The following is a 14,800-nucleotide window of genomic DNA, read 5'->3' on the forward strand; positions in this document are numbered from 1 at the left end:
CGGTCGCGATGCGACTGTCGTTTTCTCACAAGGTTTAGTATCGTCGGATCCGTCACTGGTCGTGAACGATGGTATTTGATACGCATACTCACGCCTGGGCGCAACCGAACCGGGACCACCCCTGGGTGAACGGCCCGCTCGTCGAAACCGTCGACGAGTTCGACGTCGACACGGTCTACACCGCCGAGAAGCTCCTCAAGGATATGGACGCCGTCGGTATCGACGAGGCGGTGGTCGTCGGCTACCCGATCTGCGAGTGGACCGACAACTGGTACACCGTCCAGTGCGTCGAGGAGCACGACGACCTCACCGGGATCGTGATGCTCGACCCGTTCGCCGACGGCGCGGCCGACCGGCTGCGCGAGGCGATGGCCGTCGACGGCGTGCTCGGCGTCCGCCTCGGGGCGATCTGCCCGTACGATCGCATGTGGGAGACGTTCGATCCCGGTGTCGAGTGGCTGCGCGAGGCGGTCGACGAGACCGCGTTCTGGGAGGCCGCGCGCGAGACCGACGCGCTGGTCCAGATCCTGGCCCACGTGGACCAGCTCGAGCAGGTGCTCGACCTCGTCGAGACCTATCCCGAGCTCTCCTACGCGCTCGATCACTTCTGTCACGCCGGTCCCGAGGTCCCACCCGGCGAAGCGCTCGCCGCACTCGAGCCCCTCGCCGTCGACGGGTACGACGTCGCCGTGAAGATTTCCGAGGTCGTCCACCGCTCGGAGGAGGGGTTCCCCTACGCCGACATGCACGACCACGTCCGCTGGCTGCTCGAGACCTTCGGCCGCGAGCGGATCGTCTGGGGCTCGGACTTCCCGAACGTCAGCGACGAGGCGAGCTACGAGGAGAGCCTGCGGTGGCTCGAGCACGTCGACTGTCTCTCGAAGAACGACCGCGAGTGGCTCACCGGTCGGGCGATGCGGGAATTGTGCGGAATCTGAGCGCTACTGTTCGACGACGTGGTTCTCGAGCGTTCCGATCCCCTCGACCTCGGCTTCGACCGTGTCGCCGGGCGAAAGCAGTTCCGGCGGGTCGCGGAAGATGCCGACGCCGCCAGGAGTGCCGGTCGAGATGACGGTACCGGGCTGGAGCGTCATGCGGTGGCTGAGGAACTCGATGGTGTCGCCGACGTCGAAGATGAACTCCGCCGTCGAGGACTCCTGTTTCACCTCGCCGTTGACCCGGAGTTCGACGCCGACGTCGTTGGCGTCGATCGAGTCGGGCGCGGTCAGGGCCGGCCCCATCGGCGCGAACGTGTCGTAGCTCTTGCCTCGGAAGAACTGGCCGTCCTCGAACTGGGCGTCGCGCGCGCTGACGTCGTTGACGACCGTATAGCCGGCGACGTACTCCTCGGCCTCGTCAGCCGAGACGTCGCAGGCGGTCCGGCCGATGACGACGCCGAGTTCGACCTCGTAGTCGACCTGCTCGACGTCTTCGGGGTGGACGATCGGCGCGTCGGGCCCGGTGACGCTTCCGGGCGATTTCGCGAACAGCATCGGGGTGTCGGGGATCTCCTCGTCCTGCTCTTCGGCGTGGTCGTAGTAGTTCAGGCCGACGCAGATGATCTGCTCGACGGAGGGGATCGGCACCAGCCGGTCCCCGTCCGCGGGACCGTCGATCTCCGGGAGTTCGCCGGTCTCGACGGCGCGCTGGACGCGGCGGCGGTAGCCGGGCGTGGCGAGGTCCTCGAGTGACGGTGCTCCGAAGCGGTCCAGCGCGTAGGTCCGGTCGTCGACGGAAACGCCCCAGCGGACGCCGCCGTCGGTCGCGAATCGAACGAATTGCATCGTCTCGAAATTCCGGTCCTGAATCTTGAATCTTTCTCTCGACGGATCGCAGGCGGAACCATCCGCCCCGTCGCACGGACTCGCCGAGCGAACCGGTCTCGTCCGGTGGACCGAAACCGTCCGGAGATCACTCGGACCCGTCCGGGTCGACCAGCGAGACCGGATGCCGCGGCTGCCGAGCGAGGAGGCCGTCCAACTGCTCGAGACACGACGTCCCGCTCGCGACGACCGTTCGATCGGCGGCGTCGGGCGCCTCGAACTGTTCTTGCAGTCGGTCGCCGACATCCACGCTCAACTCGTAGTACTCGCGCTTGTAGCCGAAGCTCCCAGCCATCCCGCAACACTCGACATCGGAGGTGCGGACGTCGTAGCCCAGCCGTTCGAGGACGTCCGTCGTGTAGGCCTCGAGTTCGAGCGTCCGCTGCTGGCAGTGGGAGTGGTACGCGAGGTCGGAGCCGACGCCGTTCCCGTTGTCAGCGCTCCGCAACGGCGCGGGATCGACCCCGTTCTCCAGCAGGCCGTAGACGTACTCGAAGACCTCGTAGCTGCGCTCGGTGATGGCTTGGTAGCGTCGCTCGTCGAGCAGTCGCTCGTACTCGCCGCGGAACATCGCGAGGTCGCTGGGCTCGACGGCGACGACGTCGTACCCCGCTTCGAGGTAGGGCTCGAGATCCGCGGAAACCTCGCGGGCGTGGTCTTCCGCGGTGGCGATCATCCCCTGGGAGAGCGGCGCGCGGCCCGAGGAGGCGACCTCGGGGACCTCGACCGCGACGCCCAGCGCCTCGAGCGTTCGCACCGTCGCCTTCCCGCGGTCGGTCCGGATGTAGTTCGTGTAGAGGTCAGGGTAGACGACCGCGTGGTAGTCGGCGTCAACGGGTCGGGGAACGTCGCGGTTCCGGAACCACTCCACGAACGTCTCGCGCTCGAACTCGGGCAGGTCCCGGCGGCGATCGACCCCGAGGACGCGTTCCATGGCCAGCCGCGAGGGCAGCGTCTCCGCGACCCAGTTCGACACGGGCGCGGTCGCTGAGCCGAGTTTCGCCAGCGTCGAGAAGTTGCCGAAGAAGCGCTTTTGCAGGTCCATCCCGGCTGGCTCTTCGTCCGGCGAGAGCCCCTCGACCAGAAAGTCGAGTCGACCGTCCTCGGCCCCGCGATTGCGCCGGTCGCGGACGACCGTGTTGATCCATGGGATGTCGATCTTCACCGGGCACTGGTTGACACACCGCGAGCAGCCGGTACAGAGGTCGTTGAACTCGTCGGCCGACTCCTGACCGTGAACGCCGGCCTCCCAACCGGTCGCGATCCCGCCCGAGTAGGTCTCGCCGCCGAAGACGTGGCCGCCGACGGACTGGAAGTTCGCACACGAGTTCGAGCACGCACCGCAGCGGATGCAGTACAACGTCTCCCGGAGCTGGTCGTCCTCGCGCATGTCCATCCGGCCGTTGTCCAGCAAGACGAGGTGGAACTCCCGGTCGGCCGGGTCGTCGGCGATCGGCCCGTCGTCGTCGAAGTCGACCGGCGGCGTCGACACCGGCGGCGAGAACAGCGAGACGTAGGAGGTGATGTCCTGGCCCGTCCCCGAGCGCGCGATCAGTTCGACGAACGGCTGGAGGTCCTCGAACGTCGGCACGATCTTCTCGACGCCCGCCACGGCGACGTGGGTGTCGGGCACGGCGACGGTCTTTCGAGCGTTCCCTTCGCTGGTGACCAGCGCCATCGTCCCCGTGTCCGCGGTCACGAAGTTCGCGCCGGTGACGCCGATGTCCGCGTCCTCGATTCGTTCGCCGAGATACTCCCGTGCGAACGCGGTCAACTCTTCGGCCGTCTCGAGTTCCGTATCCGGGTCGAAGTACTCGTTGAACAGGGCGGCGATCTCCTCCCGGGACTGGTGGATCGCCGGCGCGACGAGGTGGCTGGGCGCCTCGTCGGCCACCTGCAGGACGAACTCGCCGAGATCGGTCTCCCAGACGTCGCAGCCCTCGGCGGCGAGGGCCTCGTTGAGGTCGATCTCCTCGGTCGTCATCGATTTCGACTTGACGACGGTCTCGGCGTCCCGCTCGCGGGCTAGTTCGCGGACGTACCGGTTCGCGTCGGCGGCGTCGTCGGCGACGTAGACGGTCCCGCCGTTTTCCTCGACCGTCTCGCGCACCCGCTCGATCAGTTCGGGGAGGCGCTCGATCGCGTCCTCCTTGATCGCCCGCGCCCGGTCCTTGTAGGCGTCGTAGTCCTCGAGTCGGGCGACGGACTCGTATCGGCCCTCGTTGAACCCGCGGGCGTTGCGCTCGACGCTGTCGCCCTCCGTGGCCATGATCTGACGGATCCGCTCGGCCTTCCGGGATCGTTCGCTCGACATTATTCCGCGTCGTCCTCCACGATGATCGCGTGGGTCTCTCGCGGGCCGTGCACGCCGTACACCAGTTCGCCCATGTCGGCGGTCGCGCTCGGACCGGTCGCGAGCACGGCGTCGTCGTCGCCGTCGCGGAACCGCTCGCCCAAGCGCTCGAACGCCGCGGCCATGTCGTCGACGAGATCCCGCTCGCGGACGACGACCACGTGCCGGTCGGGGAAGAGCCCGGCGAGTTCGGCACCCGCCGGCGTCGACTCGAGGACGACCGTCCCGTAGTCGGCGACGCCGAGCGCGGCGGCCGTGACGCCGCAGGCCGCCTCGCGGAGCTGGTCGGGCGTCGGCTCGAGGACGACGCCGGTCCCCTCGAGCGAAACGTCCGCGAAGGGAAGCGGCGCGCCGATGGCGGGCTCGTCGACGACGTCGGCGAGCGCGTCCTGGAACGCGGCCGGCGAGGTCCGGGTAACGGCGGTCCGGACGCTGCCGAGGTTCGTCTCGAACGTCTCTAGCTGTGTCTGCATTGCGTGGTCGTGAGTAACCGAGGCCAGGGATTTGGATCTTGTCATTGACCACCATATCGCGCGACGAACGTGCCGATCGATCGCGCAGCGGGCAGGACCGTATCGGAGTCGACGCACCCGGATCGCGGTCGGTCGGAGTCGAGAGCCGAGCGAATTCGTCCGGTGACAGCGAAGCGCACCAACACGGCAACCGGACGGACGCGTCGGTATCGGCTCAAGCGGAGACACACGCGCCGCCGCACGGCCGAGTCGGCTGGCGGTTTCGACGGAAAGGCGGGGTCTCCGCCCGAGTCGCCGCGGCAGTTACCCGCAGCCGAGCGGGAGACCGCGTGGAGCGTGACGTCCGGCGTGGCCGGACAACTATTAAATATATCCTAGTTGTATGCGTGTGTATGTCCAGCAAACCACGACAGCCGGTTCAGGCCGCCGCGACGACGTTCAGGATCATCGAGACGCTGCACGAACTCAACGGGGCCGGCGTCTCCGAACTCGCCGACGAACTCGAGATGCCCAAGAGCACGGTTCACGACCACCTCCAGACCCTGAACGAGGCCGAGTATCTCGTCAAGCGGAACGGCGACTACCACGTCGGCGCGCGATTTCTCGAGTTAGGCGGGTTCGCTCGCAGTCAGATGAAGCTGTACCAGATCGCCTCTCCCGAAATCGAGAAGTTGGCGGAGGAAACGGGCGAGCACGCGAATCTCATGATCGAAGAGCACGGCAAGGGAATCTTCCTCAACAAGGCGAAAGGCCGAGACGCCGTGAACCTCGACACGCACATCGGCAAGCGCGTGCACCTCCACACCACCGCGCTGGGGAAGGCGATCCTATCGAAGCGACCCGAGTCGGCCGTCGACGAGGTAATCGAACGCCACGGTCTCCCCCGTGTGACCGAGAAGACGCTCACGGACGCCGACGAACTCAAGAGCCAGCTGGCGGAGATCCGCGAACGGGGGTACGCGATCGACGACGAAGAACGGGTCGCCGGAATGCGGTGTGTCGCGGCCCCGATCTGCGACGGTGACGGGGACCCCCTCGGAGCGATCAGCGTCTCGGGGCCGACGAACCGATTCAACGACGAGACGTTCAGGACCGAGATTCCAAAGACCGTTCTGAGCACCGCGAACGTCATCGAAGTGAACATGACCTACTCCTGAGCCGTCGGCCGTTACCGATCGGCGGCGTCGTTCGTTGGACGAGACGACATCGCGAGGGACGCCGTGGACCGTATCGACGAGGGTGCCGGCCGCTGGGCTCAGTTGGGGTGGAGAACCGTACTCGTGGGGTCGACGGCACGACGCCGCAGGCGGTGCTATCGACAGCTGACGAGCACGGACAACGTACAAAAGCGATCGAGCGGCGGCGCTACGAGCCGTAGCGATACCAGATTCGGTACGCGACGGACCCGACGATAGCGGCCCCGAGAAGCGAAAGCCCCCACAGCCCGAGGACGCCCGCCATCGGCCCGTCGAAGAGGAGTATCCCGGCGCCCATCAACGCGATCGCGACGGCGATCGAGATCCGGAGCGCCCGACTGCCGGGGAGGCTCACGGATCGGCGGCGTTCTGCGTTCGATTCGCTGGACGGTTCCATCGTGGTAGTGTCGGTCATGTCGGACATTGCTGTGTTGGGAAACGGCCGCTCACGGTGAATCGACCGGCGGTTCGTCCGCTATCTCGGGGCTATGCCAGTACTCGTGGGTGTCGTCCGCCCGGAAGCACCGCGCGTAGTTCTCCTCGTCGCCGCCCGCGTGGATTCGCCCCGGATGCTGGCGTTTGCACACCTCTCGAGCGTTCGGACAGCGCGGGTGGAAGCTGCAGCCGGAGGGGAGGTTCGTCGGATCGGGGACGTCGATCTTCCGCAAGGGGAACTCCTCGTCGTCTTCGTCCTCGTAGAGGTTCGCCGTCGCCCACTGCAGCGCCTTCGTGTAGGGGTGTTGGGGGTTCTCGACGATCTCCTCGACGGTGCCGATCTCGACGATCTCGCCGAGGTACATCACTGCGATCCGCCCGCCGGACTTCTCGGCGATGTACCGCGCGTTCGAGAGGTCGTGGGAGATGAACAGGTACGAGGTCTGGAACAGGTCCTGCAACTCGAGCATGAGGTCCATCATCTCGACGCGCAGGGAGACGTCAAGCGCCGAGATGGCCTCGTCGGCCAGGATCAGATCGGGGTTCAACAACAGCGCGCGAACGAGGACCGCGCGCTGGGTTTCCCCGCCGCTCAGCTGGTGGGGGTACCGGTTCAGGTAATCGCTTGGCGGCGACATCCCGACGCGCTCGAACAGCGTGTGGATGCGCTCCTCCCGCTCCTCGCGGCCGAGTTCGGGGTACCACTTCTTCAGCGGGAGCTGCAGCGAAGTGAGGATCCGCTGGTTCGGGTTGAGCGCGCTCCCCGGATCCTGGTGGATGATCTGGAGCGAGTGGCGGATCTCGTCGAACGGGATCGACGCGTTTTTGGAATCGTTTCGCGCCTCCCAGATGTCCTGGCCGCGGTAGCTGACCGTTCCGCTGGTCGGCTTCTGGGCGCCGATCGCCGTCTTTCCGAGCGTCGATTTCCCGCAGCCGCTCTCGCCGATCAGCGTGAGCGTCTCCTCTTCGCCGAGCTCGAGGGAGACGTCGTTGACCGCGCGGACCGTCTCCGAGTCGCCGAAGAGATCGAGCACGCCACCGTCGTCGGTGAACTCGACAGAGACGCCGTCCATCGAGAGCATCGGGTCGGACGCCATCAGTTCTCACCCCCGTCGGTCGCGGCGCTTTGACCGCTCGCCGGGCGGGTCTCGGGCGCGGCGCTGATCGTCACGGCGTCGTCGGCCTCGTCGTAGTAGAAACACGCGGACTCGTGGGAGTTGCTTACCGTCATCATCGGCGGGTCGTCGGATCGGCATCGTTCGTCGGCCATCGGACACCGGGGGTGATACGAACAGCCCGGAATGTGGTCGACCGGATCCGGCTTGCTCCCCTCGATGATGTTCATCTCCTCGACCGGCACGTTCAGATCCGGCGTCGTGTCGAGGAGCGCGCGCGTGTACGGGTGCGACGCGTTGTAGAGCAGGTCGTCCGTCGTCCCGATTTCGACGATGTTGAACGCGTACATCACGGCGATGCGGTCGGCGAGCTTGGTCAACAGCGGGAGGTCGTGCGTGATGAACACGAGCGTCAGATCGTACTCCGCCTGGAGGTCGCGCAGGAGCGTGACGATCGAGCGCTGCATCAGCAGGTCCAGCGCGGCCGTCGGCTCGTCGAGAACGAGGACGTCCGGCTCGAGGACCAGCGAGAGCGCGATGAGCGCGCGCTGTTTCATCCCGCCGGAGAGTTCGTGGGCGTACGAGTCGAGGATCCGGTCCGGATCGAGATAGACGCTCTCTAAGAGTTCGCGCGCGCGATCCATTCCGGCGGGAATATCCCGGTTGTGGTCCTGCAGGGTCTCCCTGAAGTGCGTCCGAATCGTCGTGACGGGGTTGAACGAACTCATCGCCCCCTGGAACACCATAGCGATCTCCTCCCAGCGGAACCGGTTCAGTTCGGACTCGGAGAGGTCCAGCACGGAGACCGGTTCGCCGTCGTCCGGATGGTAGGTGACCTCGCCGGTCGAGACGCCGGGTTCGACGACGGCGTTGAGAAACGACGAGGCGAGCATGGACTTTCCGCTCCCGCTTTCGCCGATGATGCCGAGCGTCTCGTTGCGAGCGACGTCGAGATCGGCGTCGCGGACGACGCGCGACTGTCCACGGTTCATCTCGAACGTGACGTTGAGGTCGCGGACCTCCACGATCGTGTCTGAGTTACTCATGCGTTGTCTTGTCAGTGTGAATTGTGGACAGTGATATAGTACTACCGTTATATCTATCCGTTGATGTTTTCATGGTTCGGGACCTCCGTCGTCGTCGATCGTCGACGAGTGTCGCGCCCTGAGTCGGACGTTGAACACGCTGTCCATCCCCTGGGAGAACAACACGAGTCCGAACGACATCAGGAAGATCGTCAGTAACGGGAACGCGAGGAAGTGGTACATGCTCGGCTTACTCAGTGCGTTCCCCTCGTAGGCGATGTTCATCATGACGCCCCAGTTGAGCGTCGTGAACGGAAGGATCCCGAGGAAGTACAGCCCGACGGACTCGAAGATGATGCGGCGAGACGCCAGCGCCGCGTTCACCGTGATGTAGGGCATCAGCTGAGCGAGCACGTCCCGGCGGAGGATCGTCCCCGTCGAGATGCCCATGATCTGCGATGCCTCCACGTACGACTCCTCTCGGATGCTAAGCACCTGCGACCGCACGGTCCTCGCCAGACCGGGCCAGTTGTCGAGCCCGAGCAGGACGCCGATGACGTACGGGTCTCCGGGCTGGAAGATCGCGATGAGGACGATGACCAGCGGAAGTCCGGGGATCGTGATGATGATGTCGGTGATCGACATCAGGATCGTGTCGATCTTCGACCCCCGGAGGAACCCCGAGAGGACGCCGACCAGCGCCGCGAACCCGATGCTCACGACCGCCCCGGCAAACACCATCCGGAACATGTCCGGCGTCGCGTGGATGAGTTGCGCCCCGATCGGCTGGCCGAAGGTGTCCGTCCCGAGAATGTAGTTGGGGTTCTGGAACGGCGGTACGAGAGTGGGCGCGTCGCCACTCGTCGGTCTGTCGACGAGCCAGACGCCGACGGTCCCCATCAGGACGTACATCGCGATGATCGCCGTCCCGAGGACGGCTCGCCAGTCGGTCATCGCTACCCGGGCGGGCGCGACGACGTACAGGTCGAACTGTCGCTTGAGCCGCTGGGACCGCGGCGTCGGTTCCCGGTCGATATCCGCGTCGAAGAGCGTCTCGAGGTCGTCGTCGGGTCGTTCGTTACTCATTGTTTCCTCCGGACGAGATTCGGGGGTCGATGAAGCCGTACGTCAGATCCGCGATCAGGATCGCGACGATCGTCACGAGCGTGAAGACGATGAGCGATCCCATGAGTACGGGATAGTTTCGCACCTGGATGGCGTCGTACACCAGCAGTCCCACGCCCGGGTAGGAGAAGATCTCCTCGACGATGACGGAGCTGCTGAGCACGCCGGCGATACCGATCATGAACTGCGTGTACATCGGCAAGATGGCGTTCCGACCCACGTACTGGGTGGCGATACGGGAGTTGCGCAGCCCGCGCAGCTCCGCGACGCGGAGGTAGTCCTCTCCGAGGACGCGGACGGAGTTCCCCCGCATCGTTAGCGCCGTGCCGAGTCCGAGCACGCTCATCGACAGTATCGGGAGCGCGGCGTGGAGCGCGATGCTCTGCATGAACGCCGGGTTGAATCCCGGCTCGATACCGAGGCCGTACCGGCCGCCCGTCGGGAAGACATTGTTCCGAATGCTAAAGAAGAAGATGAACAGGATCCCCGCGACGTAGTACGGCGTGGAGTTGAGCCCGATAACGACGACGGACGACACCGAGTCGAATCGGGACTTCTCCTTGAAGGCCATCACCGCGCCGAGCACGATGCTCACGGAGTAGCCGATGACCATCGCGTAGACGCTGATGAGCATCGACCACGGGAGTCGCTCGGCGAGGAGCGACGTCACGGTGTCCTCCGAGTAGAGCGACTCGCCGAGATCGAACTCGAGGAAGACGCTGCTCATGTACTGGTAGTACTGCACGTAAATCGGCGCATCGCTCTCGAGATTCGTGTAGTTCTCGACTAGCTGTTCGATTTGCTCCGGATTGATCGTATTCGACGATCCCATCTGCTGGGAGAGGATCTGATTCCGAAGCGCCTGCTCAGGACCGCCCGGCATCATCTGGTACAGAACGAACGTCAGCGTTACTGTCGCGAAAAACGTCAGTAGCGCCTGTCCAATGCGCTTCGCGAGGTAATTCCCTTGCATGTCCTATAGTCCTATATCCTGTTGTTACGGGTATTGTGATCGAGACGGTCTAATTCGTCGAAATGAGCCCTCGCAGTAGCGCGAACGGTCCCGGGTTCGGACGGTCCATCCGGAACTCGTCCTCGCTCGGGAAGTCGAAGTTCTCGACGTCGCCGCCGAACCCGCGGTTCTCCTGTAAGTGGATGATCGCGGGCAGGTCGAAGTTGACCCACTGAACCAGCGTTCGCGTCAGTTCCTTCGTTTCTTCCTCGGAGGACGCTCCCTCGAGGTCGACCATGAGCTGGGCCGGGTTGATCTCGACGCCGTTGCTGCCGACTTCCGTCGCGCCGACTTCCTCGGGGATCTCGAGCGAGAACGGCACGCCGGTCGGTCCCGTATCGCTATCGCTGGTGACGTCGCCGGCGAGGAGACCGTAGAAGTCGTTCGAGAAGTACGCCATGGGGTGCCAGTACGGCAGCGCGACGTGCCACATCCAGGCGATGTCGAACTCCCACTCCTGAACCCGCGAGTAGTAGTCCTGGCCGACGGCCTCCATCTCCGCGTTCAGCCCGAACGCGTTGAGANGCGACGTGCCACATCCAGGCGATGTCGAACTCCCACTCCTGAACCCGCGAGTAGTAGTCCTGGCCGACGGCCTCCATCTCCGCGTTCAGCCCGAACGCGTTGAGGTGATCGGTGAAGACTTTCGTCGGCTGGGACTGCGAAACGTCGGATTGCGTGATGACGGTGAAGTCGGTCGCGTTACCGTCGGGACTGATCCATTCGCCGTCCTCCCGCGAGTAGCCGGCGTCCTCCATGTAGGCGATCGCCGTCTCCTCGTCGGCCTCGACGGGGTACTCGATGAGCTGGTCGACGAAGTCCTCACCGAGGTACTGGTCTTCGATGGTCTCCCTGATCCCCGTCTGGACCTGCGTCGGGCTCGCGAGCATTCCCGTCTGCGTCGCGGCGTCGATGATCGAGGGAATGTCGATCGCGGAGATGATCGCTCGGCGAACCGATCGGTTCGCGAGGTGCTCGTTATTCCAGTTCAACATGTACTTCTGGCAGTTGTAGTGACTCAGCTCGTAGATGTTCTCGATGTTGTCGGGGTACTCCGAACGCTGACTCTCGGTGATGTACTGAGTCATGTCGAGCTTGTCGCTCTTCTCGAGTTGCTCGACCTGCGTCCCCGATTCGATGTTCGGAAGGACCCGAATCTGCTCGAGATCCGTCTCGTCCGCCCACGGGTGGTCCTCCCACTTGGTCGCCAGCGTCTCCGAGGAATTGAAATCCTCGATCTTGAAGAGCGAACTGCCGTATCCCTCCTCGACGAACTCCTCGGTATCGATCGTCAGCTGGAGGAGGTCCTCGGTAACCGATTGACGGGCGCTTTCTCCGCCTGCGTCCTCGTAGCGCTCGTAGTACTCTCGGAAGACCGATTTCGGGGCGCCCGTCCCGAGGCCCGCGTTCGATTTCGCGATAACCGGCGAAACCTCGTCCTTGTAAATTCGTTTGACGGTGTAGTCGTCGACCAGTTCGTGGCCTTCGAAGGGGGAGGCCTCCGGATCCTGGTAGCGCCAGAGCTCCGCCTCGATGAAGTAGTCTTCGGCGGTGATGTCGTTGCCGTTCCAGAAGGTCCACTGATCCGAGAACTCGATCGTGACCTCGCGGCCGTCGACGCTGATATCCTCGAAGAAATCGGTCGACACCGACCCGTCGGAATGCGTCGCGAGCGTTTCCTGCGTCCAGTAGATGCTGTAGGTCTGTGCGTAGTCCGAGGCGTTCCACGGATTGAAGTGGACCTCGGTCGGCGGGCGACCGCCTTCGAACGCCGTGACGAACTCCGCACTGTTGTCGCCGCCACCGACACACCCAGCTAGCGTCGCCGCAAGCGTTCCGGCGCTTGCCCCGACAAAGTGACGTCTACTCAAATGACTGTGGTCCTTGATCATCTTTCCCACGGGGTATCCGTTACGAGCTATACTTATGTAACTTTTGGTAAGATATCATAGGTATCATGGGACATACTACGGGACTATTCGTCAGACGATCTCTCGTTTACTAGTGGTGAGCGTGGGAGCAAGAAGACTGTTCGCAGGGAGTACAGTCTTTCCTGTGTACGGGTGCAGCGTTATTTAGTTGGTCGAGATGTGGCCGTTCAAAAGCGCGTTCGGTCCCGGGTTGGAGCGATCCATGCGGAAGTCGTCCTCGCTCGGGAAGGTAAAGTTCTCCACGTCGCCGGCGAACCCGCGGTTATCCTGGAGGTGAACGATCACGGGCAGATCGTAGTTGACCCACTGGGCGAGCGTTCGCGTGATCTCGATCGTTTCCTCTTCGGAGGACGCGCCCTCGAGGTCGACCATGAGCTGTGCCGGGTTGATTTCCACGCCGTTGCTGCCGACCTCCGTGGCACCGATCTCTTCGGGGATTTCCAGCGAGAACGGCACGCCGGTCGGTCCCGTATCACTGTCACTAGTGATGTCGCCAGCGAGGAGGCCGTAGAAGTCGTTCGAGAAGTACGCCACGGGGTGCCAGTACGGAAGGGCGACGTGCCACATCCAGGCGATGTCGAACTCCCACTCCTGAACNTAGAAGTCGTTCGAGAAGTACGCCACGGGGTGCCAGTACGGAAGGGCGACGTGCCACATCCAGGCGATGTCGAACTCCCACTCCTGAACTCGCGAGTAGTAATCCTGTCCGACGGCCTCCATCTCCACGTTCAGTCCGAATTCGTTGAGGTGGTCGGTGAAGACCTTCGTCGGCTGGGACTTCTTGACGCCCGCCTGGGTGATGGCGGTGAAGTCGGTCGCGTCGCCGTCGGGACCGATCCACTCGCCGTTTTCCCGCGAGTAGCCGGCCTGTTGCATGTACTCGACGGCCGCCTCCTCGTCGGCCTCGACGGGATACTCGATGAGTTGGTCGACGAAGTCCTCGCCGAGGTACTTCTCCTCGACGGACGATCGGATCCCCGTCTGAACCTGGGTCGGCGTCGCCATCACCCCGGTCTGGTTCGCGGCGTCGACGATCGAGGGAATGTCGATGGCGGAGATGATCGCTCGGCGGACCGGCCGCCTCGCGAGGTGCTTGTTGTTCCAGTTCAGGATGTATTTCCGGCAGCTGTAATGGTCTAGCTTGTAAATGTTCTCGATGTTATCGGGGTACTCCGACCGCTGGTCCTCGGTGACGTACTGGGTCATGTCGAGTTCGTCGCTCTTCTCGAGTTGCTCGACCTGGGTCCCCTCGGTGGGCTTTACGCGGATCTGCTCGATGTCCGTCCGGTCGGCCCACGGGTGGTCCTCCCACGTGGTCGCCAGCGTCTCCGAGGAATTGAAGTCCTCGATCTTGAACAGCGAACTGCCGTACCCTTCCTCGACGAACTCCTCGGTGTCGATCGTCAGCTTGAGGAGATCCTCGGTAACGGCCTCCCGCTCGCTCTCCGTGGTGGCGTCCTCGTAGCGCTCGTAGTACTCCCGGAAGACCGACTTGGGCGCGGCCGTCCCGGCGCCGGCTTCCGACCGCGCGATCGTCGGCGAGATCTCGTCCTTGTAGATCCGCTTGACGGTGTAATCGTCGACCAGTTCGTGGCCTTCGATCGGCGAGGCCTCCGGATCCTGGTAGCGCCAGATCTCCTGTTCGATGAGATAGTCCTCGGCGGTGATGTCGTTGCCGTTCCAGAAACTCCACTCGTCGGAGAACGTGACCGTGACCTCTCGACCGTCGACGCTGAGCTCCTCGAAGAAATCGGTCGACACCGTCCCGTCGGCATGCGTCGTAACCGTGCCCTGGAGCCAGTAGATGCTGTAGGTCTGCGCGTAGTCCGACGCGTTCCAGGGGTTGAAATGAACCTGCGTCGGCTGGCGCCCGCCCGCGAACGCCGTGACGAACTCCGTCGCGTCGCTGCCGCTACCGAGACAGCCCGCGAGCGTGGCGGCGACCGTGCCGGCGCTGGCACCGATAAACTCCCGTCTATTCACCCGAGTGCGATTGTGTCTCATGGCTACAAGTAATCATTAATTATCGACCCTTATGTAGATTGGGACTAGTAATCGGTCGTCGGTGCGCACGGAATTCGATTGAAGCGGACCGCGAGAACGGGGGGTTCGCTCGCCCGGCGCAGTCGCCGCTAGTCCGCGCGTCGCCCGCAGACGACCATCATCGCAAACGAGAAGGCACCGATCACGGCGAACGTCGCGAGTTGGACGATCGTAATGACGTGCGTTCCGGTCCCTCGCTCGATGGCCGGCAGCGCGGCGCCGAGAACGATCAGCGCCAACACCGAGACCATAAAGAGCAGTCGGAAATG

At 64.1% G+C, this 14,800-nt stretch carries 13 protein-coding genes and 1 pseudogene; 2 read left to right on the top strand and 12 right to left on the bottom strand.

Translation table 11 applies throughout. The annotated features are described in order from the left end of the window. The first annotated feature begins 68 nt into the window (after positions 1-68). The gene (locus tag C477_RS00515; protein ID WP_049914039.1) at positions 69-938 is read left to right on the top strand and encodes an amidohydrolase family protein; all 870 of its coding nucleotides are present in this window, start codon (positions 69-71) and stop codon (positions 936-938) included. Positions 939-941: 3 nt separating this feature from the next. On the opposite strand, the gene C477_RS00520 is transcribed toward C477_RS00515, so the two are convergent. The 3 genes from C477_RS00520 to C477_RS00530 form a co-directional block, all read right to left on the bottom strand. Next, complete coding sequence (locus C477_RS00520) at positions 942-1,784, bottom strand: fumarylacetoacetate hydrolase family protein (protein ID WP_008892460.1); 843 nt, start codon at positions 1,782-1,784, stop codon at positions 942-944. 127 nt (positions 1,785-1,911) lie between these two features. Continuing rightward, a complete protein-coding gene (locus C477_RS00525; RefSeq protein ID WP_008892461.1) occupies positions 1,912-4,137 on the bottom strand; it encodes an LUD domain-containing protein in 2,226 nt (741 codons plus the stop codon). Beyond that, on the bottom strand, positions 4,137-4,649 hold the full coding sequence (locus C477_RS00530) for a LutC/YkgG family protein (RefSeq protein WP_008892462.1): 513 nt from the start codon (positions 4,647-4,649) through the stop codon (positions 4,137-4,139). Before C477_RS00530 ends, C477_RS00525 begins: the two co-directional genes overlap by 1 nt. 392 nt (positions 4,650-5,041) lie before the next feature. On the opposite strand from C477_RS00530, the gene C477_RS00535 reads away from it, so the two are divergent. Next, positions 5,042-5,806 (top strand): IclR family transcriptional regulator, encoded by a 765-nt coding sequence (locus tag C477_RS00535; RefSeq protein WP_008892463.1) that lies wholly within the window; start codon positions 5,042-5,044, stop codon positions 5,804-5,806. 208 nt (positions 5,807-6,014) lie between these two features. Here C477_RS00535 and C477_RS00540 read toward each other — a convergent pair whose 3' ends face one another. The 9 genes and pseudogenes from C477_RS00540 to C477_RS00580 form a co-directional block, all read right to left on the bottom strand. Then, positions 6,015-6,242 (bottom strand): hypothetical protein, encoded by a 228-nt coding sequence (locus C477_RS00540; protein WP_239641825.1) that lies wholly within the window; start codon positions 6,240-6,242, stop codon positions 6,015-6,017. 49 nt (positions 6,243-6,291) lie between these two features. Further along, positions 6,292-7,380 (bottom strand): ABC transporter ATP-binding protein, encoded by a 1,089-nt coding sequence (locus C477_RS00545; protein WP_085944973.1) that lies wholly within the window; start codon positions 7,378-7,380, stop codon positions 6,292-6,294. Continuing rightward, positions 7,377-8,441: an ABC transporter ATP-binding protein gene (locus C477_RS00550; RefSeq protein ID WP_049914042.1), complete on the bottom strand. Its 1,065-nt coding sequence runs from the start codon at positions 8,439-8,441 to the stop codon at positions 7,377-7,379. The genes C477_RS00545 and C477_RS00550 overlap by 4 nt, the downstream gene beginning before the upstream one ends. Positions 8,442-8,510: 69 nt before the next feature. Then, positions 8,511-9,506 carry an ABC transporter permease gene (locus tag C477_RS00555; protein ID WP_008892467.1) on the bottom strand — a complete coding sequence of 332 codons (996 nt, stop codon included), beginning with the start codon at positions 9,504-9,506 and terminating at the stop codon, positions 8,511-8,513. Beyond that, entirely contained in the window at positions 9,499-10,518 is a 1,020-nt protein-coding gene (locus C477_RS00560) for an ABC transporter permease (protein ID WP_049914044.1), read from the bottom strand. The genes C477_RS00555 and C477_RS00560 overlap by 8 nt, the downstream gene beginning before the upstream one ends. Before the next feature lie 49 nt (positions 10,519-10,567). After that, complete coding sequence (locus tag C477_RS00565; RefSeq protein WP_049914046.1) at positions 10,568-10,957, bottom strand: hypothetical protein; 390 nt, start codon at positions 10,955-10,957, stop codon at positions 10,568-10,570. Beyond that, positions 10,899-12,449, bottom strand: coding sequence for an ABC transporter substrate-binding protein (locus C477_RS00570; protein WP_449404388.1), 1,551 nt, complete (start codon positions 12,447-12,449; stop codon positions 10,899-10,901). The genes C477_RS00565 and C477_RS00570 overlap by 59 nt, the downstream gene beginning before the upstream one ends. Positions 12,450-12,632: 183 nt before the next feature. Then, entirely contained in the window at positions 12,633-14,492 is a 1,860-nt protein-coding gene (locus C477_RS00575) for an ABC transporter substrate-binding protein (RefSeq protein ID WP_008892469.1), read from the bottom strand. 128 nt (positions 14,493-14,620) lie between these two features. Then, positions 14,621-14,800 (bottom strand): annotated as a pseudogene (locus tag C477_RS00580) (hypothetical protein); the annotation flags it as partial.

It is taken from the genome of Haloterrigena salina JCM 13891 (assembly GCF_000337495.1).
Taxonomy (GTDB): domain Archaea; phylum Halobacteriota; class Halobacteria; order Halobacteriales; family Natrialbaceae; genus Haloterrigena; species Haloterrigena salina.